Annotated in this window: 28 protein-coding genes; 17 read left to right on the top strand and 11 right to left on the bottom strand. The window is 70.1% G+C overall.

The window, feature by feature from the left end; genetic code table 11:
* Nucleotides 1-38: 38 nt before the first annotated feature.
* Together ABD932_RS10275 and pgfA are read right to left on the bottom strand one after the other, a co-directional pair.
* Complete coding sequence (locus ABD932_RS10275; protein ID WP_345010926.1) at nt 39-1,196, bottom strand: glycosyltransferase family 4 protein; 1,158 nt, start codon at nt 1,194-1,196, stop codon at nt 39-41.
* Nucleotides 1,197-1,413: 217 nt separating this feature from the next.
* Entirely contained in the window at nt 1,414-2,400 is a 987-nt protein-coding gene (gene pgfA / locus ABD932_RS10270) for a cell envelope lipid trafficking protein PgfA (RefSeq protein WP_345010924.1), read from the bottom strand.
* 244 nt (nt 2,401-2,644) lie between these two features.
* Between pgfA and ABD932_RS10265 the strand changes: the two genes are divergently transcribed.
* Together ABD932_RS10265 and ABD932_RS10260 are read left to right on the top strand one after the other, a co-directional pair.
* Nucleotides 2,645-2,797 (top strand): hypothetical protein, encoded by a 153-nt coding sequence (locus tag ABD932_RS10265; protein ID WP_167348315.1) that lies wholly within the window; start codon nt 2,645-2,647, stop codon nt 2,795-2,797.
* Nucleotides 2,798-2,799: 2 nt separating this feature from the next.
* A complete protein-coding gene (locus tag ABD932_RS10260) occupies nt 2,800-4,062 on the top strand; it encodes a PucR-like N-terminal domain-containing protein (RefSeq protein ID WP_345010921.1) in 1,263 nt (420 codons plus the stop codon).
* Nucleotides 4,063-4,104: 42 nt separating this feature from the next.
* Here the strand turns inward: ABD932_RS10260 and ABD932_RS10255 are convergent, their stop codons facing one another.
* The 3 genes from ABD932_RS10255 to ABD932_RS10245 form a co-directional block, all read right to left on the bottom strand.
* Complete coding sequence (locus ABD932_RS10255; RefSeq protein WP_345010919.1) at nt 4,105-4,959, bottom strand: hypothetical protein; 855 nt, start codon at nt 4,957-4,959, stop codon at nt 4,105-4,107.
* Between the two features lie 116 nt (nt 4,960-5,075).
* The gene (locus tag ABD932_RS10250) at nt 5,076-5,603 is read right to left on the bottom strand and encodes a hypothetical protein (RefSeq protein ID WP_345010917.1); all 528 of its coding nucleotides are present in this window, start codon (nt 5,601-5,603) and stop codon (nt 5,076-5,078) included.
* A gap of 40 nt (nt 5,604-5,643) precedes the next feature.
* Nucleotides 5,644-6,252 carry a DUF2269 family protein gene (locus tag ABD932_RS10245; RefSeq protein WP_345010915.1) on the bottom strand — a complete coding sequence of 203 codons (609 nt, stop codon included), beginning with the start codon at nt 6,250-6,252 and terminating at the stop codon, nt 5,644-5,646.
* A gap of 142 nt (nt 6,253-6,394) precedes the next feature.
* Here ABD932_RS10245 and ABD932_RS10240 point away from each other — a divergent pair, with 142 nt between their 5' ends.
* The 3 genes from ABD932_RS10240 to ABD932_RS10230 all read left to right on the top strand — a co-directional run bounded on the left by ABD932_RS10240 (nt 6,395) and on the right by ABD932_RS10230 (nt 8,608).
* Entirely contained in the window at nt 6,395-6,865 is a 471-nt protein-coding gene (locus ABD932_RS10240; protein WP_345010913.1) for a hypothetical protein, read from the top strand.
* A gap of 121 nt (nt 6,866-6,986) precedes the next feature.
* Nucleotides 6,987-7,760: an IclR family transcriptional regulator gene (locus ABD932_RS10235; protein WP_345010911.1), complete on the top strand. Its 774-nt coding sequence runs from the start codon at nt 6,987-6,989 to the stop codon at nt 7,758-7,760.
* Nucleotides 7,757-8,608 carry an SMP-30/gluconolactonase/LRE family protein gene (locus ABD932_RS10230; RefSeq protein WP_345010908.1) on the top strand — a complete coding sequence of 284 codons (852 nt, stop codon included), beginning with the start codon at nt 7,757-7,759 and terminating at the stop codon, nt 8,606-8,608. The genes ABD932_RS10235 and ABD932_RS10230 overlap by 4 nt, the downstream gene beginning before the upstream one ends.
* Nucleotides 8,609-9,112: 504 nt before the next feature.
* On the opposite strand, the gene ABD932_RS10225 is transcribed toward ABD932_RS10230, so the two are convergent.
* Genes ABD932_RS10225 through ABD932_RS10215 form a run of 3 tightly spaced genes read right to left on the bottom strand, consistent with a single transcriptional unit; the run spans nt 9,113 to nt 12,533 of the window.
* Nucleotides 9,113-10,528, bottom strand: coding sequence for an NAD(P)/FAD-dependent oxidoreductase (locus tag ABD932_RS10225; RefSeq protein WP_425587447.1), 1,416 nt, complete (start codon nt 10,526-10,528; stop codon nt 9,113-9,115).
* A 59-nt stretch (nt 10,529-10,587) separates the two neighbouring features.
* The gene (locus tag ABD932_RS10220) at nt 10,588-11,826 is read right to left on the bottom strand and encodes an MAB_1171c family putative transporter (protein WP_425587446.1); all 1,239 of its coding nucleotides are present in this window, start codon (nt 11,824-11,826) and stop codon (nt 10,588-10,590) included.
* Nucleotides 11,827-11,867: 41 nt separating this feature from the next.
* Nucleotides 11,868-12,533, bottom strand: coding sequence for a toxin-antitoxin system, toxin component family protein (locus tag ABD932_RS10215; protein ID WP_345010904.1), 666 nt, complete (start codon nt 12,531-12,533; stop codon nt 11,868-11,870).
* A 321-nt stretch (nt 12,534-12,854) separates the two neighbouring features.
* Here ABD932_RS10215 and ABD932_RS10210 point away from each other — a divergent pair, with 321 nt between their 5' ends.
* The 6 genes from ABD932_RS10210 (at nt 12,855) to ABD932_RS10185 (ending at nt 19,703) form a co-directional block, all read left to right on the top strand.
* Complete coding sequence (locus ABD932_RS10210; protein WP_345010902.1) at nt 12,855-14,210, top strand: extracellular solute-binding protein; 1,356 nt, start codon at nt 12,855-12,857, stop codon at nt 14,208-14,210.
* The gene (locus ABD932_RS10205; RefSeq protein WP_345010900.1) at nt 14,207-15,148 is read left to right on the top strand and encodes a carbohydrate ABC transporter permease; all 942 of its coding nucleotides are present in this window, start codon (nt 14,207-14,209) and stop codon (nt 15,146-15,148) included. The genes ABD932_RS10210 and ABD932_RS10205 overlap by 4 nt, the downstream gene beginning before the upstream one ends.
* On the top strand, nt 15,145-16,017 hold the full coding sequence (locus ABD932_RS10200) for a carbohydrate ABC transporter permease (protein ID WP_345010898.1): 873 nt from the start codon (nt 15,145-15,147) through the stop codon (nt 16,015-16,017). The genes ABD932_RS10205 and ABD932_RS10200 overlap by 4 nt, the downstream gene beginning before the upstream one ends.
* A 26-nt stretch (nt 16,018-16,043) precedes the next feature.
* Nucleotides 16,044-16,985 (top strand): arabinan endo-1,5-alpha-L-arabinosidase, encoded by a 942-nt coding sequence (locus ABD932_RS10195; protein WP_345011479.1) that lies wholly within the window; start codon nt 16,044-16,046, stop codon nt 16,983-16,985.
* A gap of 107 nt (nt 16,986-17,092) precedes the next feature.
* A complete protein-coding gene (gene arfA / locus ABD932_RS10190) occupies nt 17,093-18,607 on the top strand; it encodes an arabinosylfuranosidase ArfA (RefSeq protein WP_345010896.1) in 1,515 nt (504 codons plus the stop codon).
* A gap of 181 nt (nt 18,608-18,788) precedes the next feature.
* Nucleotides 18,789-19,703, top strand: a complete 915-nt coding sequence (locus tag ABD932_RS10185) for a sulfite exporter TauE/SafE family protein (RefSeq protein WP_345010894.1) — start codon at nt 18,789-18,791, stop codon at nt 19,701-19,703.
* Between the two features lie 43 nt (nt 19,704-19,746).
* Here the strand turns inward: ABD932_RS10185 and ABD932_RS10180 are convergent, their stop codons facing one another.
* Nucleotides 19,747-20,598 (bottom strand): intradiol ring-cleavage dioxygenase, encoded by an 852-nt coding sequence (locus ABD932_RS10180; RefSeq protein WP_345010892.1) that lies wholly within the window; start codon nt 20,596-20,598, stop codon nt 19,747-19,749.
* Nucleotides 20,599-20,838: 240 nt separating this feature from the next.
* Between ABD932_RS10180 and ABD932_RS10175 the strand changes: the two genes are divergently transcribed.
* The 3 genes from ABD932_RS10175 (at nt 20,839) to ABD932_RS10165 (ending at nt 22,396) form a co-directional block, all read left to right on the top strand.
* On the top strand, nt 20,839-21,510 hold the full coding sequence (locus tag ABD932_RS10175) for a DUF4360 domain-containing protein (RefSeq protein ID WP_345010890.1): 672 nt from the start codon (nt 20,839-20,841) through the stop codon (nt 21,508-21,510).
* 78 nt (nt 21,511-21,588) lie between these two features.
* Nucleotides 21,589-21,810 (top strand): hypothetical protein, encoded by a 222-nt coding sequence (locus ABD932_RS10170; protein ID WP_345010888.1) that lies wholly within the window; start codon nt 21,589-21,591, stop codon nt 21,808-21,810.
* Nucleotides 21,811-21,847: 37 nt separating this feature from the next.
* Nucleotides 21,848-22,396, top strand: coding sequence for a hypothetical protein (locus tag ABD932_RS10165; protein ID WP_345010886.1), 549 nt, complete (start codon nt 21,848-21,850; stop codon nt 22,394-22,396).
* A gap of 59 nt (nt 22,397-22,455) precedes the next feature.
* Here ABD932_RS10165 and ABD932_RS10160 read toward each other — a convergent pair whose 3' ends face one another.
* Complete coding sequence (locus ABD932_RS10160; protein WP_345010884.1) at nt 22,456-23,226, bottom strand: intradiol ring-cleavage dioxygenase; 771 nt, start codon at nt 23,224-23,226, stop codon at nt 22,456-22,458.
* An 88-nt stretch (nt 23,227-23,314) separates the two neighbouring features.
* Nucleotides 23,315-24,235, bottom strand: a complete 921-nt coding sequence (locus ABD932_RS10155) for a LysR family transcriptional regulator (protein WP_345010882.1) — start codon at nt 24,233-24,235, stop codon at nt 23,315-23,317.
* A 100-nt stretch (nt 24,236-24,335) separates the two neighbouring features.
* On the opposite strand from ABD932_RS10155, the gene ABD932_RS10150 reads away from it, so the two are divergent.
* From ABD932_RS10150 to ABD932_RS10140, 3 genes are all read left to right on the top strand, one after another.
* A complete protein-coding gene (locus ABD932_RS10150) occupies nt 24,336-24,701 on the top strand; it encodes a YybH family protein (RefSeq protein WP_345010880.1) in 366 nt (121 codons plus the stop codon).
* A 113-nt stretch (nt 24,702-24,814) separates the two neighbouring features.
* Nucleotides 24,815-25,201, top strand: coding sequence for a peptidase inhibitor family I36 protein (locus ABD932_RS10145; RefSeq protein WP_345010878.1), 387 nt, complete (start codon nt 24,815-24,817; stop codon nt 25,199-25,201).
* A 158-nt stretch (nt 25,202-25,359) separates the two neighbouring features.
* On the top strand, nt 25,360-26,358 hold the full coding sequence (locus ABD932_RS10140; RefSeq protein WP_345010876.1) for a winged helix-turn-helix domain-containing protein: 999 nt from the start codon (nt 25,360-25,362) through the stop codon (nt 26,356-26,358).
* Nucleotides 26,359-26,396: the final 38 nt, after the last annotated feature.

Genomic DNA, 26,396 nt, shown 5'->3' with positions numbered 1-26,396 from the left:
CAGCCGCGAGACAACCTCACCGACATGGCGTTTAGGCGTCACGTTGCTCCGCCTCGCCGAGCCGCCGCCTCCGAGGCAACGGCAAGAAACTGCCGCACAGTCCGATCCCACCGATACCGAGCAGAACGATCCCGCGCGGCCTTCCCCATCAACTCCCGCCGATGCCCGGACAACGCCAGCGTGCACCACGCAGCCGCGAAGGACGATTCCCCGGCGGCAAGCACACCGGTCTCCCCGTCCACAACGGAATCCCGAAGCCCAGGCACATCAAAGGCGACGGTCGGCGTCTCCCGAGTCGCGGCCTCGGTCACGACAAGCCCCCACCCCTCCACGGCAGAGGGATGCATCAGCAACCAGGCCTCGCACAGCAGCCGGTGCTTCTCGGCCTCGGAGACATGCCCGGTGAACTCGACGCCGGGCCCGGCGAGCCGCTCCAACCGCTGACGCTCGGGCCCGTCCCCGACAATGACCAGCCGCCCACCGGTAACGGGCCGCACCCGCTCCCACAACCGCAGCAGCAGATCGATCCGCTTGTATTCGACAAGCCGCCCGACGGCGACGAACAACGGCTCGGAGGACCGATCGGCACGCGGCCCCGGCTCCTCGACCCCGTTGTGCACCACACGGATACGCTCCCGCTCGACGCCGATCCCGCGCAGCGCCTGCGCCGTGGACGGCGACACGGCAACCAGCAGACTCCGCCGCTGCGCCCCGGTCAGCGCCCAGTGCTCAAGTCTTCGGCCGAGTCGGGCGGCAGGCGCCAGCGCCCCGCCGAACCGCATCTTCCACAGATCGGTGTGCACATGGTTGACCAGGGTCAAGGTCGGCCCGCGATGCCACAGGGGGGCGAAGTACGGCATTCCGTTGCAGACCTCGACGAGCAGATCGCAGTCGCCGACCTGACGGGCGAAGGCGGATCTGGCGCGCAGATAGTGGCCGTAGGAACCGCCGGCCGACACGACCCGGTAGTCGCGGTAGGCCGCGGGGCCCCCGCACAGCAGGGTGACCTGGTGGCCGAGCCGGGTCAGCCCGTCGGCAAGCCGGTCGACCAGCAGCTCGGAGCCGCCGGCGGCCTCGTTGCCCAGGTCACGATGGGCGAGAAAAACGATTCGGCGCGGATGTGGGGGGTGCGCCGGGGAGTGCTGCGGTGCCGGGGGGAGACTGGCGCGCAGCGGGGAAGGCACGTGCTGGGGCATGGGTGCTCCAACTCGTCTCAGGGTGCGGAACTCGGCGTGGGGGAGTGAGGGTTTGGGTTCCTGTGGGGGAAACCGAGTTTTCTGGGTCTCTTAGGGTCGCTTTGCGTGGGGTGTGGACAGGCTGTGTCCGGGTGGGGTTGGACAGTTTTCGCCCAGCCGTTCGCCAGGGCTACTCACCGGCGTGACAATTTCCGGCTTTATTAGAGCTGACGTCACGTCACATTGTGAGCGAGGGCTGGGGCATCTCGACCGTACCGGGAGCTTCCGGCCGCTTCCTTCCTCGTACCACCAAAACCCCACCTACCACCGCAAGCGCGAATCCTGCCACAGCAGTCCCGACCGGCAGCGTCTCGCCCACCATGCGCAGCAGCCCGCTGTCCCGTTTCGCCTGCCGCACGGCCTCCTTCTGCGTGGCCGGCGTGAAAGCGATCTTCTCGCTGTCCAGCAGCACCGCGGCGTCCTTGTCGCCGCCGGGCGCACGCAGTGTGCGGCGCGGGCCGGTCTGGGCGTAGATCACCCGTCCCGTGCGCTGGTCCACGACCAGCTTGAACCCGTGGTTGGAGTACCACTCCTCGGCCAGCACCTGCGGACGGTCCGGCTCGTCGACGATGCTGCCGGGGACGAGTCGGGTGCCGACCTTGCGGGGCGCGACCGTGGCGGTGAACCGGTAGCCGGTGTAGCCCTGGATCTTCTCGGTGCCGTCGTACCGCATGGTGACCGTGGTCCCGCCGGTGTTGTCCCACCACTGGTAGGAGCGTTTCTGCACGTCGAACGGGAACTTCAGATAGGCCTCGCCCTCGATGTACGGCGTCTCCTTGCAGCAGTGCACCGGCTTGGTGGTCCTGCGGTCCATCACCCAGCGGTGCGGGGTGAAGTCCAGCGCGTCGTGCGGGTCGGCGGCCGGCAGCGACTTGTCGGTGTCGACGGTGGTGATCACGTCCCAGACGGCGTTGCCGCTGCGCTCACTTTCCGCCACATTGCCGCGCACCCGCTGGGTGACGGTGATGTTCTGGTCCGGGACGGTCTCGATCTTGTCGGTGTCGAAGACACTTCCGGTGCCTTTGTAAACGGCTGTGGTGTCGATGTCGATGGGGTTCACGGCGGCACGCGGGGTCACGTACCAGGCCAGCATGGGCGCCAGTACCAGCAGAAACGTGCCGATGCCCAGCAGGATCAACGAGAGAGGTGAGGCGGTACGGCGCATCCGGCACTCCTGGGGGTTGACGCACACTTCGGTGCACGGTCGTTGCCTGGCCGTTCTTGGGCCGGGAACCGTAGGCGTACCTTGACTGAGTGTCAATGTCTTGACGCGCTGTCACAGCTTGTCGAGACTGGGCCCACACGCAAGGGTTGGGATCGGGCTGTCGACACCGGGGTGGGGACGACTTCCGGGACTTCCGGCACCTCCGGGAACTCCGGAACCTCCGGACAGAGAGGCTGACCCTGCGATGTCCAGACTGCTCGCCGCCGCGCTGACCGTCGCGCTCGCCGCCGTGCTCGCGGTGGGCGCCGCGCTCGGCGTCGTCGCGCTGCTGGAAGCGACGCCCGACCAGCCGAACACACCCTTGATCACGTACGAGCAAGCGGGCCAGGGGAGTTGACCGTGGCCGCGACCCGCTCGGCGACCTCCCAGCCCTCCCCGCCCTCCCCGGCCGCGCCCACCCGCTCGGCCTGGCATGACGTACCCCGCTACCAGGTCCGTCGTTTCGCGGAGCTGGCCATGGCGGACGCCCCGGCCCTCGCCCAGGAGATCCTCAGCGAGATCCAGCGCGAGTACCCGAATCTGCCCGTCGTCCTCGACGAGTCGGGCGAGCCGATGGCCCTGGTCGGCATACGGCGTGCGATCGAGGTCTTCGTCCAGCACCTGGAGACGTCGGAGGGCCGTCCGACCGTCCCGCCGGGCGTCTTCCAGGAGTTCGGCCGCGGCGAGGGCCTCAACGGCCGTTCCCTGGACTCCCTCCAGGCGATCTACCGGCTGGGCGTACGGCTGGCCTGGCGCCGTTTCGCCGAGATCGGCCAGCGCGTCGACATTCCGCCGCCCGCGATGTACGAGCTGGTGGACGCGGGGTACGAGTATCTGGACGGCCTCGTCGACCAGTCGGTGCGGGGTTACGCGGAGGCGGCGGCACGGCAGGCCGGCGAGCGCTTACGCCTGCAACGCCGCCTGATGGAACTCCTGTTGGCCGAACACCACCGGGATCCGGCGGACGCCCTGACGGAGCGGGCGGCCCGGATCGGCTGGCCGTTGCCCGAGAAGGTCGCGGTGGGGGTGCTGCTGCGCCCGGCGCGGGAGGCGGTGGCGCCGGCCGTGGGGCAGGGGGTGTTGCTCGACATGGAGTACGAGCAGCCGCGCATGGTCGTCCCCGAGCCGGAAGCCGGTGGCCGCCCCGAGCTGCTGCACCGGGCCCTGACCGGCTGGTCGGGCGCGATCGGCCCCCCGGTGGCCCTCGCCGACGCGGCGAAGTCGCTGCGCTGGGCCGAGGCCGCCGTAAGCCTGATGGAACGACGGCTGCTGCCGGCCGGCGACGTCCTGTACTGCACGGAGCACACGGAGGCGCTGGTCCTCCTGCAGCCCGAGGAGCTGATCGACGACCTGGCGGTGCGGTGCCTGGCACCGCTGGAGCACTGCGGGCCCACGCACGGGCGGCGGCTCGCCGAGACGTTACTGGCGTGGCTGGAGATCCGGGGCGGGGCGCCGGAGGTGGCGGCCCGCCTGGGGGTTCATCCCCAGACGGTCCGCTATCGGCTGCGCCAGATCCGGGAGTTGTGGGGCGACGAGATGGACGACCCGGACCGGCGCTTCGAGTTGGAGCTGGTGCTGCGGGCGCAGCGGTTGAGGGGGGTGCTGGGGGAGACGCGCCGCTAGGCGCTGCCGATCAAGGGCTGTCGACAAGCGCCGGTGCGCGGCTCAGAGACCGTAGCGGCTCTTCAGGTGCCGCCAGAAGTCCCGGAACATCCACTTGTCGAACTCGGTGATCTGGGCGGCGGATCCGGCCTTCATGAGGAAGCAGCACTGGCCGGTCGGGGTCCAGTCGTAGAAGTCGTCGAGCCCGAAGGTGTGGCCGACTTCATGCAGGTAGATGTGGATGTTCTCCTGCCCCAGGGCCGAGGTGAAGTACTCCTGCCCGACCCGTTGTCCCCAGTCACCGCCGGCCCCGCCCTGGAAGCCCTTGGTCAGCCAGAGGGACTGGTCGTAGTGGCGGGCGGCACCGCCCGGGCACCTGGAGTAGTTGCCGTCCTGGTGGAAGAAGCGGCCGCAGTCGGGGGCACACTGCGGGGCGCCCTCGCTGTCCAGGATGCCGGAGTAGATGTCGACGGAGTTGTCGGTCCACTGGAGGGTGGAGCGGTTCTTGACGGCCCAGCCGACGATGTTGACGGGCACGTTGGTGTACGGCCAGGCGTTGTGCCCGGTGCCGTTGCTCTCGACCATGGCGGCCGTCCACTTCCCGAACTGCTTGTTCAGGTCGGCGTGGATCTGGTCGCGCAGGGCGGCGCTGACCGGGGCGTCGGATTCCCAGCGGACGCAGTAGTTGACGCTGCCCCTGTTGGCCATGACCTGGTCCCAGCCGTAGTTGCGGAAGCCGTAGAGGTCGGGGTAGGTCGACTCGACGTGGTTCCAGACCTCGCCCAGGGGCTGGACGAGGTTGGCGGGCGGGCTCCACTGGTCGGCGGCCTGGGCGGGGGCGGCGGTGACGGCGGGGGCGGCGATCAACGCGACGACGGCGGCGGGTACCGCGCCGAGACGCGCCAAGCGGGTGCGCATGGCGAACTCCCTTGGTGGGGGACGGGACTTCGCCTGGTGGTTGCCGCGGAGGGGTTATTGGTTGCCGCCGGACGGCTGGTGGTTGCCGCCGAGGGGTGGGGTGGGGGTGGGGACCGTCACCAGCCGAACTCGGGGGGCCCGACCACCCGTGCGCCGACCCGCTCGGCCAGCCAGTCGGCCCGTGCGTCGTGGCCGGGGCGGCCGTGGACGAAGACGGTGTGCTCGGGTGCCCACTCCTCGCAGTGGATGTCGTGGCTGTTGCACGCGACTTCCAGCTCCGCGTACTTGTACTCCTCGTCCAGCCCGAGCTCCGGAACCGGGGGCCACCTCAGGTTGTGCCAGAGGACGAAGCAGCGTTGGATCGCCATGCCGGTCGCGAGGACGTCACGGGCCTGGGCGACGGTCTCGATCCCCACGGACACCTTGACGGGGAACCGGGCGCCGTCGCTCCCGTACGACGTGGCCCGGGCATCGGGAAAGGCGTCGGTCAGCCGTCGCAGCTCGCTCTCGCCGTGTACCCAGGCATCCAGATGGCACCAGGTCGGGTCGTACCAGGACGCGACCGCCAGCAACTTCTCCGCGAGGTCCAGCGCCTCCCCCAGGTCCGTGGTCCGCAGCACGGGCCACGCACGTGTGTTCCCCATGCGCGCATCCTGCCAGGGCGGCGGAGAAGCGAGCAGCCGATCATGCGGCCTGGCGGGCGGGCTCGGTGGCGCCGGGACGGGGCCGGGCGGACGCGGCGCGCAGCCTCCGCCCCCGCCGGGTCAGCCCCCAGGGCTTGAGGATCGAGATCACCGTCATGAAGACGTACGCGGACAGCGACACGATCGGCCCGAACAGCACGTCACCGGCATCGGGCAGTGGCCCACCCGCGGCGACGGCGCCGACCGCGGAGTTCACGCCCGGGCGCAGGGCGAAGACGGTGGCGGTGGTCGTGGCCAGGGTCACCCAGAACTTGACGTAGACCCACCGGTGCCGCGCCAGCCCCCACGGCGTGCCCAGGGCCAGCACGAGCCCGCTGACCAGCGTGAGGAACGCGACCGGCAGCAGCAGCCAGTCGGCGAACAGCTTCATGGCCCGCACCGACGCCGCCACGGTCACCGCGGACCCGGTCGAGCCCGCGGTGATCCCGAGCGCGAGCAGCCCGAGCGTGAGCCCGAGCCAGCTCGCGGAGGCGACGACATGGACGACGAGGACGCCCCGGCGCGCGGGACGGCTCAGTTTCCTGGAGGACGCGGAGGTCGCGGAGGCCGCGGAGGTCGCGCCGGACGCGGAAGACAGGGAAGGAGACATGGACAACACCGTGCCGGGCGGGGACGGTGAGGACGTCTGACAGCGGGAGTAACCCCGCGTACTGGCGTGGGAGTACCCGACGACACCCGGACTGCTCCGCCCTGACCGCAGAGCACCCCGCTCTCGAACAGAGGAGACCCTGATGCGCCAACCGACACCCCACCCCGCCATGCGACAGCTGGACGTGTTCGTCGGCGAGTGGGACATGTGGGCCGCCGACCGCACCGTCGGCCCGATCCGAACGGATTTCGCCTGGCTGGAGGGCGGCGCCTTCCTCGCCCAGCACGCGGACGTCGACCCCGACACCTCCCTCCCCGGCGACTGGGCCACCCACGCCCCCTTCCCCACCGTCACCCTGATCGGCTACGACGACACGGCCGAGGAATTCACCGTCCTCTACGCCGACGGCCGCAGCGTCTCCCGCGTCTACCAGGGCAGCCTCACCGACCGAACCTGGCGCCAGTGGCGCTCCGCCCCCGGCTTCCACCAACGCCTCACCGTCACCATCAGCCCCGACGGCACCACGGCCGAGGGCCGCTGGGAGCAGTCGGCCGACGGGGAGGAGTGGACGACGGACTTTGATGTGACGTATGTGCGGGCGGGGAAGTCGTAGAGCGGAACGCGCAGGCCCATTGCCGGGGCAAACGCACTTTGAGTAGCCTGTGTTCGTTATCCCGATCGGCTGTTGAAATCTCGAACGCAGCCTCACTCACACCCAAGGGAGGGCGCCGGACGTGGGACGCCTTGTACCAGCCGTGACCCGGGCTCTCGACATTCTTGAGCTCTTCCTCGACGGGGACGGCACGCTCTCCGCCCCCGACATCGTGCGCAAGCTCCAGCTGCCGCGCACCACGGTGCACGAGCTGGTGACCACGCTTGCCGCCCGGTCGTACATCGTCCCCGTGCCGGGTCAGCCGGGACGGTACCGGCTCGGTGTGCGGCCGTACCAGCTCGGCAGCCGGTACGCCGAGCAGCTCGACCTCGCGGCCGAGGGGCAGCAGGTCGCCCGGTCCGTCGCCGAGACCTGCGACGAGACCGTACACGTGGCCATCCTCGAGGGCACCGATGTCATCTACATCGCCAAGGTCGACTCGACGCACGCGGTGCGCATGGTGTCGGCCGCCGGTCGCCGGCTGCCCGCGCACTGCACCTCCGTCGGCAAGATGCTGCTGGCCTCCCTTCCCGACCCGGAGCTGACCGCACGGATCCCCGATGGGGCCGAGCTCGTCGGCATGACACCGAACAGCATCACCGACCCCGGCGCTCTGCGCGAGGCCCTTGCCGGGATTCGTGAGCGGGGGATCGCCGTCGAGAGCCGGGAGTCCAACCCGGACGTGTCGTGTGTGGCGGCACCGGTGCACGACCGGACCGGCAAGGTCGTCGCCGCGCTCTCCATCTCCGTGCCCATGATCCGCTGGAGCGACGACCGCCGCGTCGAGCTGGAGCAGCTCGCCGCCAAGGGCGCCGCCGAGCTGTCGGAGCGCCTCGGGCACCGGAGCGTGGCATGAGCGCGACGGCGTACGAGGTCGCGGTGCGGGCGGAAGCCGAGCTCGGTGAGGGGCCGACCTGGGACCCGGACAGCGGGCGGCTGCTGTGGATCGACATCCTGGGGTCCCGGATCCACACCTACGACCCGGTCTCCGGGCGCCGCTCCGTGCGTACGACCCCGCAGCACGTCGGCGCCGTCAAGCCGCGCGTCGGCGGCGGCCTAGTCCTGAACCTCCGGGACGGCGTCGGGCTGCTGGACGCCGACGACAGCTTCCGCTGGCTGCACCACGAGCCCGTCCCCGGCCGCCGCGCCAACGACGCCGCCGTCGCCCCCGACGGCTCCCTGTGGGCCGGCACCATGCGCTACGACGAGGCGCCGGGCGGCGGCACCCTGTCCCGGCTCACCGGTGACGGCCCGGTCGACGTGATCCTCGACGACGTGGCGGTGAGCAACGGCACGGGCTGGAGCCCGGACGGGCGGCTCATGTACTACATCGACTCGCCGACGCGCCGTGTCGACGTCTTCGACCACGAGGGCGGGCGGGTCGCGAACCGGCGGCCGTTCGTGACGGTCGAGGACGGCGCCGGGTTCCCGGACGGGCTCACCGTCGACGCCGAGGGCTGCGTCTGGGTGGCCCTGTGGGAGGGCGCGGCCGTACGCCGGTACACGCCGACCGGCGAGCTGGACCGGGTGATCCCGCTTCCGGTACCCCGGGTCACGGCGTGCGCCTTCGCCGGTCCCGACCTGACCGACCTCTACATCACGACGGCCCGCGTGGGCCTGGCCTCACCGCCTGCGCTGTCGGGGTCGGTGTTCGTGGTGCCGGGGGCCGGGAAGGGGCTGACGCAACCGGCGTTCGCCGGCTGACGTTGCCAGGGGGCGGGTGCGGGGCGGCGGGGCGCCGTGAGCTTGCGGACTTGGCTCGGTGGGGTGCTGTGAGCCTGCGGCTTTGGCTCGGTGGGATGCGCCGATCCTGCCGTCTTGGCCCGGTGGGGTGCCGTAAGCCTGCGGTTTGGCTCGGCTGAGTGCCGTGAGCCTGCCGTCTTGGCTCGGCGGGTTACCGCATTCCCGCCGTGTTCGCCCGGCTGGGCGCCGCGATCCTGCCGTCTTGGCCGGGTGGGCGCCGTGAGCCTGCCGTCTTGGCTCGGTGGGTTACCGCATTCCTGCCGTGTTCGCCCGGCTGGGTGCTGCGATCCTGCCGTCTTGGCCGGGTGGGTGCCGCGATCCTGCCGTCTTGGCTCGGTGGGTTACCGCAACCCGCCGTCTTCGCCCGGCGCGGTGCCGCAATCCCGCCGCCTTGGCCGGGCTGGGTGTCGCGATCCCGCCGTCTTCGCCCCGTGGGCCACAGCAATCGCGCACCCTCCCCCCCCGCTACCGCAACCCCGCCGCCTTCATCTCCTCCGCCGTCAACGGCGGCCCGCTCAACGCCGGCTTGAGTGGGCCCGCCAACGCCGCCAGCAGTACCGACGGGGCCAGCAGTACCTCCGCGCCGCGCTCCAGGGACGTCACATCCGTCACCCGACGGGCGATCCGGCCGTTCCCGGTGGCCGTGTACATCAGTCGGCCGACGTACGCGGCCACGAGCCGCTCCCTGAGCGTGGGCCCGTGCTCCGTGGCGCCCGGGTAGAACACGTCCTGCCCGATGGCCATGTCCCAGGCCGCGCCGACCGGACGGGCCACCGCCCGCTGCACCGCGCGCGCCACTCCTGGCACGGCCCAGCCCTGACGGCGTATCACATCCCGCAGGATCAGGGCGCTTTGGGCGGCGACCGCCAGCCCGTGCCCGTACACCGGGTTGAACGCGGCGAGCGCGTCGCCGAGGACGACGAAGTTCTCCGGCCACGCCGGCATCCGCTCGTAGAAGTACCGGCGGTTGACCGTGCTCCGGGTGCACGACACGTCGGACAGCGGCTCGGCGCTGTCGAGCAGCTCGCCGATCAGCGGGTGCCGCAGCTCCTCGCGGGCGAACCGGACGAAGTCATCGGCGTCGGCGGAGGGTTCGCCGCCCCGGGTTCCGGACAGGGTGACGATCCACCGGCCGTCCTCGATGGGCAGCAGGAAGCCTGCCCGGCCGGGCCCCCCGTCGCGCGGGTCTGGCTGCACATTGATCACCGGGAAGCCGTCCCGGGCCTGCTCGGGGGCGAGGTACAGCCGACTGGCGTACGCCAGGCCGGAGTCGACCTCGCGCCGTTCCGGTGCGGGCAGCCCGAGGGCGGACAGCCACCGAGGCGCCCCTGACCCGCGCCCGGTGGCGTCGACGACCAGGCCGGCGTCCAGGGTGCGTTCGGCGCCGTCGTGCGTCCGGATCCGTACGCCGGTCACGGCGGCGGACGTACGGGCGGAAGTGCGAGGGGAAGTACGGGCGGACGTACGGGCGTCCGCACTGGTGCCGGTACCGGCATCCGTACCGACCAGCCCGAACGCCTCGGCCCGCTCGACCAGTTCGACCCGCTCGTCCGCGAGGACCTGCGCGCGGATCGTCGCGTCCAGCAGGTCCCGCCCGGCCAGGATCACATGGTGCGACTCGGGCCAGCGCCGGAACCAGCCCCACGCCGACAGGGCGACCATGTCCGTCGTGACCGGCAGCCGGTGCGCCCCGGCGTCGTGGAGCGCCTCGGTGATCCCGGGCAGCAGCTCCGCCACGGCCTGTGCTCCGCCCGACCACAGCATGTGGGCGTGCCGCGCCTGCGGCAGGCCCTTGCGGGGCGCGGCTCCCTCCGGCAGGGCGTCGCGTTCGACGACGACGACACGGTCCACGAACTCGGCCAGTGCGCGGGCCGCGAGCATGCCGGTATGGGATCCCCCGAGGACGACCGCGGTTCTGGCCTCGGGAGTGTGGTGTTCAGTCATGCGCGAGCTTTCTCTGCCAGGGCGGCCGCGTGGGCGCGTACCGCCTTGATGTCGTCGGGGTGGCGGAGGGCTCGGGACACGGCCTGGATCTCCCGCAGCAGATACGCGGTGTCCGGGCCGGACGGCGAGGCGGTGCACTCCGCCTCGGGGGAACGCTTCCGGGTGTCGACGGCGTCCAGGATCGTCACGGCCGCGGCGAGGGCCTCGGCCCGAGAGGGCGGGAAACCGAGGGCCAGGGCCGCTTCGTACGACCGGCCGCGCAGGTCCTCGTCGAGGTGCCGGGACACCTGGAGGAGCCCGTCGCGGATGAACGTCTCGCGGCGGATCAGGCGCAGTTCGCCGGTGCCGCGCAGGGCGAAGGGCTCGCGCCCGCCGGTGACGGACCGCATCAGCAGGTAGAGGGGCCGCAGCCGCAGGCGGTGCAGCCGGATCCGCCAGCGCTCGTGCAGGTACTGGCCGGCGTGCGGGATGATGAAGCCCACCGCGACCAGCGAGGCGGAGACGCAGGCGGCCGACGGCGCCAGGGCGGTGCTGAGCCAGTCCAGGTCGTGGCCCGTCCACCGGGCGACCACCGCGGTGAGCTTGGACGCGTCGAAGAGCAGGTTCGTCGCGTAGCCGACACCCAGGAACCTGAGCCCCCAGCGCAGCCAGGCGTCGAGGCCGTCGGTGCGGATCCAGTTCCAGATCAGCCGGGCCGTGACGGTGCAGGCCACGGTGTGCGCGAGGAGATAGAGCAGGATCATCTCGCGCATGAAGGGCGTGGTGGCGTAGTACGTGTCGAGGTCCCGCAGGCGTTCCACGGGGGCGTCGGCGAGCGCGAAGAGCCCCCACAGGGCGGCGACGACACCCGCGTACACGGAGACGACCCAGCGGGTCGCGCGGCGCGTCGCGGTCGAGCCGTCGGAGAGACCGTTGCGCCAGGCGATGATCAGCAGAAGCCAGGACGCGCACAGCGCGGTGAGCAGGGAGTACACCCAGGGCGCCGAGATGTTCGGCACGCCGGTGACGCGGTTGGTCCAGGCGATGGTGTCCGGGGCCGCGAAGACGAACACGGCGCAGGCGAACAGCAGCAGTCCGCCGACGGCGCGCAGCAGTGGGTCCCGCCACATCTTGACGATGCTCGGCAGCTTGATCGCCAGGGCGGCGGTCAGGATGACGGTCGGGATCCAGAACGAGATGTACATGTCCCCGAGGAGACCGGCGGAACCGGCGGAACCGGAGGGGTCCTGCGCCATCTGCGCCGCCTGCGCCATCTGCGCAAACTGCACTGCCCCGGTCACCGCGCCGATCCTCCGTTCCTGTTCCTGTTCCCGTTCCCGTGACCGTTTCCGCTCCCGCCCCTGCTTCCGCTCCCGCGATACCCCATCGAACGCTGCACGGGCCCGAGCGGCGCCTCCGGCCCCGTCCCCGTCAGCAACGGCCGGAAGGCGGCGGCCAGTCGGTGCCCGAAGTCGTCGGCCTCGGCCTCGTCCCGCTGCCGGGAGCCGTCGCGGGCGGCCACCCCGAGGGCGATGTCCTTCCACCCGGGCCGGTCGGCGAGGGCGTGCACGGCCGCCGTGCCGGCGGTGTGGTCGTGCCCGTGCCCGGTGTGCAGATGCCACAACTCATGGCCGAGGATGACCAGTTGCTGCATCGCCTCGGCCCGCTCCTCGACGATGACCAGGTCGAAGTCCTGGAACTCCACCCACAGTCCGGTCACCTCGATCTCGTCGGGGAACCGCTCGAAGCGCAGTTCGACGGGCCGCCCGCCGCGCCGCGCGCTCATCTCCGCGCACAGTGCGTGGCACAACTCGCGTACGTCGGTCGGGGGATGGGGTTTGGCCCGCAGAGCGGCGCTCAGCTCGGAGGCCAGGTCGCGCATGGCCGAGGCCCGGTGAGCGCGCCGCGGCCGGAGCATCGAAGCGACCCGGGCCGCCCACTCGCGCGCGCCCGCGATGTCCATCGCACCCCCTGTTCCTCCGCCGCTCGGCGGGCTGTTCGAGCCTACGCGGCCCGACGTGCCCGCGTCATGCGATACGGCGACCGTTGTTCAACCAGGAACGAGGTGCACTGCGGGGAGTGCCAGGACGCGTCATCTTTCGGCTGCGGGTCCGTTGTGGCTGGTCGCGCAGTTCCCCGCGCCCCTTAGGGGCATCGCCGAACCGTTGGCGGCCTCGCCAGGTGCGAATTCGTGCACAAGGCATTGACTAGAAAGCGCTTTCCGCCTACGGTCCCGTTCGAAGTTACGTGCAAAATTCGATATCTCGAACAGTTAGGGCAGGGAATGGGACAACCTGGCCTGAACCGCAGGCAACTTCTGGCCACCGCCGGCGGACTGGCCGTGGCCGGCAGCTTCGGCTTCGCCGCACTCGGCACCGGCGCCGACGCACTCGCCTCCAGTGCCAGCACCCGGGTGCGGTACTGGAACCTCTTCAGCGGCGGCGACGGCTCCAACATGATCGCGATGCTGGACGCCTTCCGCCAGGCGAACCCCGGCATCGACGTGAAGGACTCGACCCTCCAGTGGGGCAACCCCTTCTACACCAAGCTCGCCATGGCCGCCGCGGGCAACCGCGCCCCGGACCTCGGCGTCATGCACCTCGGCCGCGTCACCGGCTTCTCGCCCGGCCGGCTCCTGGACCCCTGGGACGTCGACCTGCTCGCCAAGTACGGCGTACGGGAGGCGGACTTCAACCCGGCGCTGTGGAAGCGCGCCGTCATCGACGGCAAGCTCTACGCCCTCCCGCTCGACATCCACGTCCAGCTCTGCTTCTACCGCAAGGACGTGCTGAAGAAGGCGGGCCTGCTCGGCGCCGATGGCCGGATCGTGCCGGTGACGTCGGCCGACGAATGGTTCGACGTGCTCAAGGAGGCCAAGAAGGCCACCAAGAAGGGCCTGCAGACCGTCGGCCTGTGGATCAACGACCAGAACTTCCAGTGGTGGTTCTTCGTCGCCTTCTACACCCAGCTCGGCGGCACCTGGTTCGACGCCGCCCACACGGAGGTCACCTTCGACACCGACAAGGCCGTCCAGGTCCTTGAGTTCCTGCGCCGGCACGTCACCGAGGGGTACGCCGACCCCGGCCTGGGCTCCGTCGGCGCCGAACAGTTCCTCAACGGCGCACCCTTCGCCTGGGAGGGCAACTGGTCGGTGCCGGTCTACTCGGGAGCGAAGCTCGACTACGGCGCCATCCCGCTGCCGCCCGTCTTCGGCGGGCAGGCCACCCACGCCGAGTCGCACGCCTTCGTCCTGCCGCACCAGTCAGACCGCGGCGGCGCCACCAACGACGCGGCCCACCGACTCGCCGCCTACGTCGTCCAGCACGCCCAGCAGTGGGCGGCCGGCGGCCACATCCCCGCGTACACACCGACCCTGTCCACGGCGGCGTACAAGAAGCTGGACCCGCAGAGCGAGTACGTCTCCGCCATGGACCACCAGGCCACCGAGCCGAAGGTGTGGTTCGCGGGCTCCACCGGCATCCTCGCCCAGCGCGTCGGCCCGATCGTCGTCTCCTCCACGGTGGGCTCGGCGGGGCCGGAGGCCGCCGCCGGCCGTATGAAGAGCGCCCTCACCCAACTGCTCGCCATGAAGAACCCCATGGACGGCAGAACAGCCGCGCAAGGAGGTACGGCAGCATGACGGTGACCAGCGCTCAGACCGTCGTGTCACCGGCGCGCACCAGGACCGCCGCGATCGGCGCCACCCTCCGCCGCGGGCAGGGCTTCCAGCACGGCGGCTGGTTCGTCGCCCCGTTCCTCGCCCTGTTCGCGCTCTTCGTGATCTGGCCGCTGCTGCGCGGCGTCTACCTCAGCTTCACGGACGCCAACATCACGGGCGACGGCGAGAGCTTCGTCGGCCTCGACAACTACCGCGAGGCCCTCAAGGACCCGCTGATGTGGGACGCCCTCGGCCACAGCGCGTACTTCACGCTCCTGGTCGTGCCCTGCATCACGGTCCTCGCCTTCCTCCTCGCGATGCTCGCCCACCACATCGAGCACGGCAAATGGCTGTGGCGGCTGTGCTTCTTCGCCCCGTTCCTGCTGCCGTCCACCGTCGCGGGCAACCTGTGGCAGTGGCTGTTCAACCCGGGCACGGGCATGATCAACCATGTCTTCGGCATCGAGACGCCGTGGCTGACGGACAAGTCGTACGCGATGCTCGCCATCGTCATCACCACCCTGTGGTGGACGGTCGGCTTCAGCTTCCTGCTCTACCTCGCCGCGCTCCAGTCCATCCCCGACCACCTCTACGAGGCCGCCAAGCTGGACGGCGCGAACGCCTGGCACCGCATGGTCCACATCACGCTGCCGATGCTGCGCAACATCACCGGCCTCGTCATCGCGTTGCAGATCCTGGCCTCGCTGCAGGTCTTCGACCAGGCCGTCGTGATGATGGACTTCGGCCCCGGCCCGGAGAACTCGACCCGCACCTTCGTCCAGTACACCCTCGAAGAGGGCTTCACCAGCTACCGCGTGGGCTACGCCTCGGCGATCTCCATCATCTTCTTCGTGATCATCGCAGCCGTCGCCCTCGCCCGCATGTGGCTGCTGCGCAACCGTGAGGAGGGAGCCCGATGACCACTGCGGCACCGACCCGAGTCAAGCCCCGCAGGTCGCCGTCCTCGTCCTGGACCCCCAGCCAGATCATCCTGACCCTCCTCGGCACGGCCGTATCCGTCGTCTTCCTCGCCCCCTTCGCCTGGGGCCTGTTCACCTCGCTCAAGTCGGAGACCGAGGCGGTGGAGGTGCCGCCGCACTGGCTGCCGAAGGACTGGACGGGCCAGGCGTGGACGGCCCTGTTCGAGACCGGCAACATCACGAACTGGTTCGTGAACTCCCTCGTCGTCTCCGTCTGCGTGACGTCCGTCGTCCTGCTGGTGAGCGCCCTCGCCGGATACGGCTTCGCCCGCACCGAGTTCCGCGGCAAGAGCGTCCTCATGGGCGTCGTCATGGCGGGCCTGATGATCTCCCCGGCGGTCCTGGGCGTCCCCCTCTTCACCACCGTCCAGCAGATGGGGATGGTCGACACCTACTGGGGCATGATCCTGCCGCAGTGCGCGCCCGCCGCGATGGTCTACATCCTCTACAAGTTCTTCCAGGGCATCCCGCGCGAACTGGAGGAGGCCGCGTTCATCGACGGCGCGGGCCGTTGGCGCGTCTTCTTCACCATCGTCGTCCCGCTCGCCCGCCCCTCCCTCGCCGCGGTCGGCATCTTCACGTTCATCGCGTCGTGGAACAACTTCCTGTGGCCCTACATGGTCACCAACAACCCCGACCTGATGACCATGCCGAACGGCATCGCGACCGTCATGAACTCCTACGGCATCCAATGGGCCCAGCTCATGGCCGGCGGCCTGATGGCGGGCCTGCCCCTGATCGTGGTCTTCGTCTTCTTCCAGCGGCAGATCGTGGCGGGCGTGGCCCACACGGGATTGGCGGGCCAGTGAGAGCACACAGAGCGCTGACGGCCATGATGACGGCGGTCCTCCTGGCCTTCCTCCCCAACACGGCACAGGCGACGGCGAGTTATCCCGACCCGCAGCCCATCACCGGCCAGCAGATCATCCACGACCCGACCGTCATCCGGCTGAAGTCCGGCCAGTACGTGGCGTACTCGACCGGCGGCGTCATCGGCGCGCGCCTCTCGAAGGACCGCGTGCACTGGACGGACGAGGGCAACGCCTTCCCGGAGCCGCCGAGTTGGTGGTACGAGTACAACGACACGGGCGACCCCTGGGCCCCGGACATCTCCTACCGCCAGGGCCGCTACTGGCTCTACTACGCGGTCTCCTCCTGGGGCACCAACCACTCGGCGATCGGCGTCGCGACGTCCCGCTCCGGCCTTCCCGGCACCTGGACGGACCACGGCAAGGTGTTCTCGTCGGAGACGACCGACACCTGGAACGCCATCGACCCCGCGATCATCCGGGCGGACGGCAGGCTGTGGATGTCGTTCGGCTCGTACTGGACGGGCATCCGGATGGTCGAACTGAACCCGAGGACGGGCAAGGCGGCACAGAACGCGACGGTCCACCACCTGGCGACCCGCCCGGACGCCCCGTACGCGGTCGAGGGCCCGTACATCGTCAAGCACGGCCGCCACTACTACCTCTTCGCGTCGTACGACGCCTGCTGTGCGGGCGTGAACTCGACGTACAAGATCAGGGTGGGCCGCTCGACGTCGGTGACCGGCCCGTACGTCGACAGCACGGGCAGGCCGCTGCTGGAGGGAGGCGGCGACCTGCTGCTGGCGGGGCACGGCCGTTTCGTCGGCACCGGGGGCGAGTCCGTCTTCCGGGACCGAGGCCAGGACTGGCTGGCGTACCACTACTACGACGCCGAGGACAACGGCACCCCGAAGCTGGGCCTGAACAGACTGAGCTGGAAAAAGAACGGCTGGCCCATCGTCCTTTAGGGGCGCGGGGCTGTGTCCGATATGCGGCTCCGCCGCGCGGGCGCGACCAGCCCCCACACACCCGCAGCCGCCAACGAAACAAGAACCACCGCTCTGGAAAGGCGACCATGCAAGAAACAGCCCGTTTCACCCTCGACCCCGCCTTCACCGTCGGCGAAGTCAGCCCCCGCCTCTTCGGCTCCTTCGTGGAACACCTCGGCCGCTGCGTCTACACCGGCATCTACGAGCCCACCCACCCCACCGCAGACGCCGAAGGCATCCGCACCGACGTCCTGGACCTCGTACGCGAACTCGGCACCACCGCCATCCGCTACCCAGGCGGCAACTTCGTCTCCGGCTACAAGTGGGAGGACTCCGTCGGCCCCGTCGAGGACCGCCCCCGCCGCCTCGACCTCGCCTGGCGCTCCACCGAGACCAACCGCTTCGGCCTCTCCGAGTACATCGCCTTCCTGAAGAAGATCGGCCCCCAGGCCGAGCCCATGATGGCCCTCAACCTCGGCACCCGGGGCGTCGCCGAGGCCCTCGAACTCCAGGAATACGCCAACCACCCCGCCGGCACGGCCCTGTCCGACCTCCGTGCCGGACACGGCGACAAGGACCCCTTCGGCATCAAGCTGTGGTGCCTGGGCAACGAGATGGACGGCCCCTGGCAGACCGGCCACAAGACCGCCCAGGAGTACGGCCGGATCGCCGCCGAGACCGCCCGCGCGATGCGCCAGATCGACCCGGGCGTCGAACTCGTCGCCTGCGGCTCCTCCAGCCAGTCCATGCCGACCTTCGCCGCGTGGGAGGCGACGGTCCTGGAGGAGACGTACGACCTCGTCGACCACATCTCCCTGCACGCCTACTACCAGCCCGAGGACGGAGACGTCGACTCCTTCCTGGCCTCCGCCGTCGACATGGAGTCCTTCATCGAGAACGTGGTCGCCACCGCCGACCACGTGGGCGCGAAGCTCAAGTCGAAGAAGAAGATCAACCTCTCCTTCGACGAGTGGAACGTCTGGTACATCTCGGAGTGGCACGCGATCGAGAACTCCGGCGCGCGGGACTGGGCGGAGGCCCCCCGCCTCCTGGAGGACAACTACAGCGTCACCGACGCGGTCGTCTTCGGCTCGCTCCTCATCGCGCTCCTGCGCCACGCGGACCGCGTCACCGTCGCCTGCCTCGCGCAGCTCGTCAACGTCATCGCCCCGATCATGACCGAGCCGGGCGGCCCGGCCTGGCGGCAGACGACGTTCTTCCCCTTCGCCCAGGCCTCCCGGTACGGCCGCGGCCAGGTCCTGGACGTCCGGGTGGACTCCCCGACGTACGAGACGAAGAAGTACGGCGAGGCCGACCTGCTGCACGCCACCGCCGTGCGCGCCGAGGACGGCACGGTCACCGTCTTCGCCGTCAACCGCAGCCGTACCGAGGCACTCCCGCTCGAGGTCGCCCTGAGCGGGCTGGACCTGACGAACGTGGTCGAGCACAGCGCCCTCGCGGACGCCGACCCGGACGCGAAGAACACCCTCGACGACCCCGAGCGCGTCACCCCGCACCCGGTCGAGGGCACGGAGTTGAAGGACGGCCGCCTCACCGCCGTACTGGAACCGCTGTCCTGGAATGTGATCCGGCTGGGCTGAGGGTCTCCGGATCGGAGATGAGACAGGAGTCTCGGAGATGAGACAGGAGCTTCAGATATGAGATAGGCGTCTCTGTATTCGGACACTCTCAGCCTGTCCTCAGGGAGATGCCCTAGTGTCCGGTCCCGTCAGCCATTCCTATCAACCCGGTAGGAAACCTCGGAGAGACGGGACCGGCCGCATGCGCACGCTGATACTGCTCGCCCTCGCGGGCCTCGGGGCCCAGCTCGTGGACGGCAGCCTCGGCATGGCCTACGGCGTGACGTCGACCACCCTGTTGCTGGCCATGGGCACCAACCCGGCCGCCGCCTCGGCCACGGTGCACCTCGCCGAGATCGGTACGACGCTGATGTCGGGCGCCTCGCACTGGCGGTTCGGGAACGTCGACTGGAAGGTGGTCGGGAAGATCGGCGTGCCGGGCGCGATCGGGTCCTTCCTCGGCGCGACCGTCCTGTCCACGCTGTCGACCGAGGTCGCCGCGCCGCTGATGTCCCTGATCCTGCTGGGCCTCGGCGTGTACGTCATGTCGCGCTTCACCTTCCGCGGCCTGCCCAAGGACCGGGTCGGCCTGCCCCTGCGGCGCCGCTTCCTCACCCCGCTCGGCCTGGTCGCCGGCTTCCTGGACGCGACCGGCGGAGGCGGCTGGGGGCCGGTCGGCACGCCCGCCCTGCTCGCCTCCGGGCGGATGGAGCCGCGCAAGGTCATCGGCTCGATCGACACCAGCGAGTTCCTGGTCGCGGTCGCCGCGAGCCTAGGTTTCCTCTTCTCGCTGGGCTCGCAGGGCATCGACTTCACGTGGGTCGCCGCCTTCCTCGTCGGCGGGCTGGTCGCCGCGCCGATCGCCGCGTGGCTGGTGCGTATCCTGCCGCCGCGCGTGCTGGGCTCGGCGGTCGGCGGCGTCATCCTCGTCACCAACGTCCGCACCCTGCTGAACAGCGACTGGATCGCGGCCTCGGGGGCCACGGCCGCTGCCGTGTACGTCTTCCTGTACGCGCTGTGGGCCGCCGCCCTCGCCTACTCGATCCGCGCCCACCTGAAGGAGGGGAAGGCGGACGCGACCGAGCCCGCCGAGGAGCGGCAGCCCGTCAGCACCTGAGCGATCGGGTCCGGCCCGGGTCCAGGGTCCTGACCGATCGGTGTCAGTCGGTGCTGACGCCCACTGTCAAGGTCGCCTTGTAGCCGTCCGAGACGCTGTCACCGAGCGCGGTCAGGGTCAGCAGGCCGGAGGACGCGCCGCCGTCGTCGTAGATGCTGTCGTCCTCCAGCAGGGTCTCGCGGGTGGTGTTCTCCGTATACGGCGAGGTCGCCTGGATCTCGGTGTTGATGTCCTGGTCGAAGAACAGCTGCCCGGTGTGAATGATCTCGCCGCCTGTGTACGAGTCGTCCGTGAGCGTCACGTCCGTGTGCACCCGCATATGGACGTGGATCGCGCGTGAGACGTAGTGCCCCGGCCAGATGGACGTGATGCTGCACTGGCCGTTCTCGTCGGTCATCCGACCGCCGCGCAGGAAGGTGCCGTTGTCCTCCTCCTCGTGACCGTTGCCGCCGACGAACCCGGAGTACTCGCCGAGGTGGTCGCAGTGCCAGATCTCCAGCAGGGCGTTCGCGAGGGGCGCGCAGTCGTTGGAGACGTCGACGACGGTGAAGGTGTACTGAACCTCGAAGCCCTCCTTGTCCTCCCGGATGTCCTCGCGGACGAGGGCGCCCGCGAGGGAGTACGGACCCTCGGTGACCTCGGCGTTGAGGACGCAGACGCCGTCCGCGGCGGAGGTGGAGGCCTCCGTCGAGGCGGTGGTCGACGTGCCGCTCTCCTGGGTCGTGGTGTCGGTCGTGGTGTCGGCCGACGCGAGGCCGGTGACCGCGAGGCCGCCCGCCGCGGCGACGACGCTGCCGCCGATCAGGACGCGACGGCGCCGGATGCCGGGGTCCCTGCGGTGCCGGCCCGGCTGTTGCTCACTGTGCTCTGAGTGGTGCTCTGCGTTTCCCGTCATGTGAAGGAAATTAGGGGCCTATCTGAGGAACGGCTTAATGTGCGGCTGTGAATGACCTGGGGATGGATCGCTCAACTCGGTTGTAAATGGCTGGAGTTCGCCCTGGCTGGTCCTCATCGGGCTCCCTACGATTCCAACGCCTCCGACCTTCACAGAAACCTCACTCTTTCTTCAAAGATTCAACGAGGCGAGGCCGAACGGATCGAGGCACAGCCACCCCCCAACCCCAGGGAGAGATCCATGGCACGTGGACTCCTGCGATTTCTGCTGAGCGGCGGCGCGTTGGCCGCCCTGCTCACCGCGACGCTGCCCGCGCAGGCGGCTCCGTCCCCGACCGGCGCGTTCGACGACCCGCCGCCGGACAAGATCGTCATCAAGGTCGCCACGGTGAACGGGTCCGGCTGCCCGCAGGGCACCACGGCCGTCGCCGTCTCGGAGGACAACACCGCGTTCACGGTCACCTACAGCGACTACCTCGCCCAGGTCGGCGGCAACTCCGACCCCACGGCGTTCCGCAAGAACTGCCAGCTCAACCTGATCGTGCACGTCCCGCAGGGCTTCACGTACGCCATCGCCAGCGCCGACTACCGCGGCTTCGCCGCCCTCCAGCCCGGCGCGAGCGCCATCCAGAGAGCCTCGTACTACTTCCAGGGCTCCCCGAACACCCAGTTCCGCAACCACCCCTTCAACGGCCCCCTCAACGACAACTGGCAGGCCACCGACAGCACCGACTGGGCCCAACTGGTCTGGGCGCCGTGCGGAGTCCAGCGCAACTTCAACATCAACACCGAACTGAGGGTCAGCGCCGGCTCGTCCTCGCCGGACAAGGTCAGCTTCATGACGATGGACTCGACGGACGGGGACATCAGCACGATCTACCACATGGCGTGGAAGGAGTGCCCGGAGTCCTGAACGGCTGACAGGGCGCGGCCCGCCCCGGAGACACCGGCAGGCGGGCCGCGTTCCTGTGGGCGCAGCCATGGGCGAACCGTGCGTGCACGTGACCGACGGCGCCCAGGCCGGCGTCGGCTGGGGTGCCTGTGGTGGCCGCCGCACGGAGTCTTCAGGGAGAAGGACCAGGGCAAGCTCCTGGGCCTGATCGACGACGCCTGGAAGAAGCGCGGCGAGGTGGTGTCCGAGGAGCTGCCCCGCGCGGCCAGGGCCAGAAACACCTGGTCCCGGCCGCGTGCTCGGACGAACAATCACCCCTGAGCGCCGACGTACGGTGAACACCGCAAAGGACACCACCATGCTTTCCCCCGACCGCCTCCGGGAGCTCCTGCGCGAGCTGGACGACCCCGACCCCAAGCACCTGGAGGTCCCCCGGGACTATGACGTTCCGGCTGCCCGGCAACGTTTTCATCAGCTCGCCGGCGCCCTGAAGCGGCGGTTCGGGCCCTCCGTTTCGGCCGGCATGGGGCAGGACGCCAGCTTCCTCGGTGTCTTCGAGGTCCCCACTGAAGCCACGGGAACGGACCGGGCCCTGCGGGTGCTGATAAGCAATTTCGGTCCCTTCGTCACCGCCGGAACGGGCGGTGGACTGAGGCTGCCCGGCTGCGAAGAGGGCCTGGGCGACGAGTTCGTGACCTGGCTCGACGAGGTGTGTACGGAACTCGGTTGCGTCTACGTGCCCGTCGAACTGGTCAAGGAGCCGTACTACGGACCGACCCTGCAGGAGGACGAGGAGGCCGAGGCGGTGCTGGCGGCACTGGCGGCCGAGTCCGGGGACGAGGAGGAGGAAGAAGAGGAAGACGATCTTCCGCCGACCTGGCTTGACCGGTACTTCGATTACATGTGAGCGACTGGGGCGGCCCGCACCGGCCTGAGGGCGGTACGGGCCGCTTCTCCGGGGGTGTGTCAGCCCTGCTCGATGCCCAGAGTCAGCGTCCCCGCGTATCCGGCGGACGGTGAACTCCCCAGCGCGGTGAGGGTGAGGAGCCCGGACGCGGCGCCTCCCTCGTCGTAGATGGAGTCCTGGGCGAGGGTGGTGCGGGGGACCGTGTTGGCCGAGTACGGGGACAGCGCGGCGACTCGTGTCGTGATCGTCTCGTCGAAGAAGAGCTGGCCGGTGTGGAGTTCCTGGCCGCCCTCGAACGAGCCGTCGGAGGTCAGGGTGACGTCCGTGTGGACCTTGATGTGGATGTGGATGCAGCGGCCTCTGTACCACCCCGGGTAGACCGTGGTGATCTTGGCGACGCCGCTGGAGTTGGTGAGGACGCCGCCGCGCAGGGACGTGCCGTTGTCGGGCTCGTTGTGGCCGTTGTTGCCGACGAAGCCGGAGTACTCGCCGAGGGCGTCGGCGTGCCAGATCTCGACGAGGGCGTTGCCGAGGGGAGCGCAGGTGTCGTCGTCGACGACGGTGAGGGTCAGCTCCAGCGGGAATCCCGTCTTGTCCTCGCTGATGTCGGCGCGGACGAGCTGTCCGTCGAGGTAGTAGGGGCCTTCGGTCATCTCCTTCGTGAGCGTGCAGACGGCCGCGGCGGCGACGGGGGCCGTGTCGGCCGCCTCGGCTGTGGGGGCTTCGGGCGCGGCGGCGGTGACGGCCAGGGTGGCGGCCGTGGCGCCGGTGGCGATCAGGACGGTGCGGCGCCTGACCGGGGTGGGGGTTGCCTTCGAAGTGTCTGTCATGAACACGACACGATAGGAGGGGTGCTGTTGATGGGCTGTCAGTTCGGCAAAGTGAGTCTCCGTCAAGTTCCTTGTTGGTCAACGAGGATCACTCGAGTGCGCGAACCTCTCCGTCGGGCGAGTCGGGGAGCTGCCCGGTGAATGCTCGCCGACTGTGCACGAGCAGCTCGCGTACCGACGGGTTGTGCGTGCTCTTCCAGACCAGAGCGAGCAGTGCCGGTGTCTCGATGTCGTCGATGGTGTGGGCGGAGAGCCGGTCGCGGTAGCTCGCCGCCATCGAGGCGCTGAGGACGGCGACACCGAGCCCGCGGGCGGCGAGGTCGGCGATGGCATCCGCGGCACTGGCTTGCAGCGCGATCGAGGGCTGGAGGCTCTGGGCGGCGCAGGCACGGTCGAACACCGTGCGCAGGCCGGTGCCGGGTGGCATGCACACAATGGGGTGGGCTGCCAGGTCCCGCAGAGTGACCCGCCGCTGTTTCGCCAGGGGGTGCCCGGGCGGAACCGCCGCGACGAGCCGCTCGCTGATGATGGTCAGCGCGTCCAGCCCGTCGGGGGTGGCGGTCGCCGTCCCGATCAGAGCCAGGTCGACGGTGCCGGCGCGCACACTCTCGACGAGCCGGTCGGAGTTGTCCTCCAGCAGCGAGATCTCGACACCGGGATGCGCCCGGTGGAACGCGGCGAGGGCGTCGAAGAGCGGAGTGACGGTGCAGCCGATGACCATGCCGACCGTGAGTCGGCCCCGGATCAGGTCGGTCACCTCACCCACTGCCTGGCCGACCGCCCCGGCTGCGGCGAGTGCGGCGCGCGCGTGTTCGAGCGCTGCCTTTCCCGCAAGGGTCAGGGTGGCGGTGCGCGCCGACCGGTCGAACAGCTCGGTACCGAGCTCCCGTTCCAGCTGGCGGATCTGCGCGCTGACGCCGGACTGGCTGATGTGCACCCGCTCGGCGGCCCGGGTGAAGTTCTGCTCTTCGGCGACCGCGACGAAGTATTCCAGCTGCCTGAGCTCCATAACTCTGGATTCTAGCTTCCAGTAATTCCATCTGTTGGACTTCTGGTCTTCGGGCGACCACGCTGGGAAGCACCCGGAGCCCGACCCCAGGAGGAACCCAATGCCGGAGTACGAGAAGGCCCTGCGGCCCGAGGACATCATCCGCCTGTTCGTCGAGCGGTCCAACGCCGGTGACGCGGCCGGGGTCGCCGCGCTCTACGAAGAGGATGCGGTGATGGCCTATCCCCCCGGCGAACTGACGGTGGGGCGGGAGGCGATCCGTGCGCTGTGGGAGAAGGTGCTGACCGCCCGTCCCCGCTTCGAGCCGGAACAACCGCTGCCGACGCTGATCAGCGGCGACATCGCCCTCACCTCGACCCCGCCCAAGGACGGCGCCGGCGCGCGGGCGCAGGTCGTCCGGCGCCAGCCCGACGGAAGCTGGCTGCGGCTGCTCGACCAGCCCGAGTTCGTCCCGACCACCCGCTGACTCCCTCGGCTCCGCGCGTTCGATTCGACCCAGATCGAAGGCGGGAGCGGGGCGTGGTGCACGGACCGCAGGCTGGTGGCCGTACGCACGACAACGGGGAAAGGAAGCACCTCATGCCCATCATGCCCCTCCGCTCGCGCCGTCTCGGCCTCGGTCTGGCCGCCCTCGTCGGCACCGCCGCCATGCTGGCGATGCCCACGTCCGCCCAGGCGGCCGGGGACCCGGCCACCTGGCCGTGCGACCCGTCCGAGTTCTGCATCTACCACGACGCCCAGGGCGGCGGCGCGCACTACTCGCTGGCGGACGGCGCGTCCAACCTGGGCGCGCTGGCGGGCGGTCTCAACGACCACGTGTGGTCGGTGAAGAACATCTCCGGCGACGACTGGTGCCTGTACCGGGACGCCGACTACGCGAACGAGATCCAGGTCATCCTCGACGGGCAGGCACTGGACCTGGCCTCACCCGTCCGGGACCAGGTGAGCTCCGTCGAGCCCTGCTGACGGCCCACTCGAGCGCCCCGCCGCACCTGGCCGTGCGGCGGGGCTTCGGCTGTGTGTCTGTGGGCTCCGTGTCCGTGCGCCACCCCGAGACTTCTGAGGATGGCAAGAGGTGAGGATCGTCGCAGCATGTGAGTGCACACCGAACGGGGATGGCTCACATGGCGGTACGCATTCATTTCACCGACGCAGACCTCGCCCATGTCAGGCTGGCGCAGGCGCCCGATCCCATGTGGGAGGCGCTGCTCAGCATGCACATGCTGCAGACCGACACCGGGTCCGCCGTCTTCGGCGGCTGGCGGCAGCGGATACGCCGCGAACTGACCGCCGACGTACGTCCGTTACTCCGACTCGCCCCACCCGTCGGCTGCTCGGCGGACTTCCTGACCCCGGCGGCCGGCACGGGCGGGCTGGACGCCGGGGTCGGTGCCCTGCTGTCGACGCCGCGGCTGCGGTTCCGCGGCGACCTGGTGGAACTGGCCCGCGCGGGCCGGCGACTGCCGCCGTGGGCGAGGTCGCTCGCGGACGGTGACAAGGAGGCCGTCGTCCACCTCGCGCGCTCGTTCCGGGGGTACTTCGCGACGGCGCTGGCTCCTTGGTGGGACCGGGTGCGGGCCCGTTTCGATGCCGAACGTGCCATCCACAGCCGGTACTTGACCGACGGCGACCTCGGTGGGTTGCTGAGCACGCTGCACGCCGGACTGGTCTGGCGGCAGCCGGTCCTGGAGGTCACGGGCATGGGCGCCGACCGAGACGTGCACCTCGACGGGCGCGGACTGCTGGTGCTCCCGTCGTACTTCTGCTGGCGCAAGCCGACGCTGCTGAAGGATCCGGCGCTGCCATGCGTCGTGGCGTACCCGATGACGCATGAGACGGTGCTGAGCGGCGGCGCGCCCGGGCTGCGTTCCCTGAACGCCCTCCTCGGTCGCACCCGTGCCGGGATCCTGGGATCGGTCGCGGAGCACGGGCTCACGACGACCGAACTGGCCCACGACGCGGGCATCTCGCCGGCTACCGCGAGCCACCACGTCGGCATCCTGCGCAAGGCGGGGTTGGTCAGCACGTGCAAGGCGGGCAAGGCGGTACTGCACACCGTCACGCCCCTCGGGCTGGCCCTGCTGGACGGGCGCGTGGGCACTCGGCAACGGCGCTTGGCGTGAACCGATGGCGGCGGATGCCAAGGCCTCTCTAGCGTGGG

This window comes from Streptomyces shaanxiensis (assembly GCF_039537145.1).
In the GTDB taxonomy this organism is placed as follows: domain Bacteria; phylum Actinomycetota; class Actinomycetes; order Streptomycetales; family Streptomycetaceae; genus Streptomyces; species Streptomyces shaanxiensis.
The sequence above is the reverse complement of the archived record's forward strand: the minus strand, read 5'-3'. Positions and strand labels throughout refer to the sequence as shown.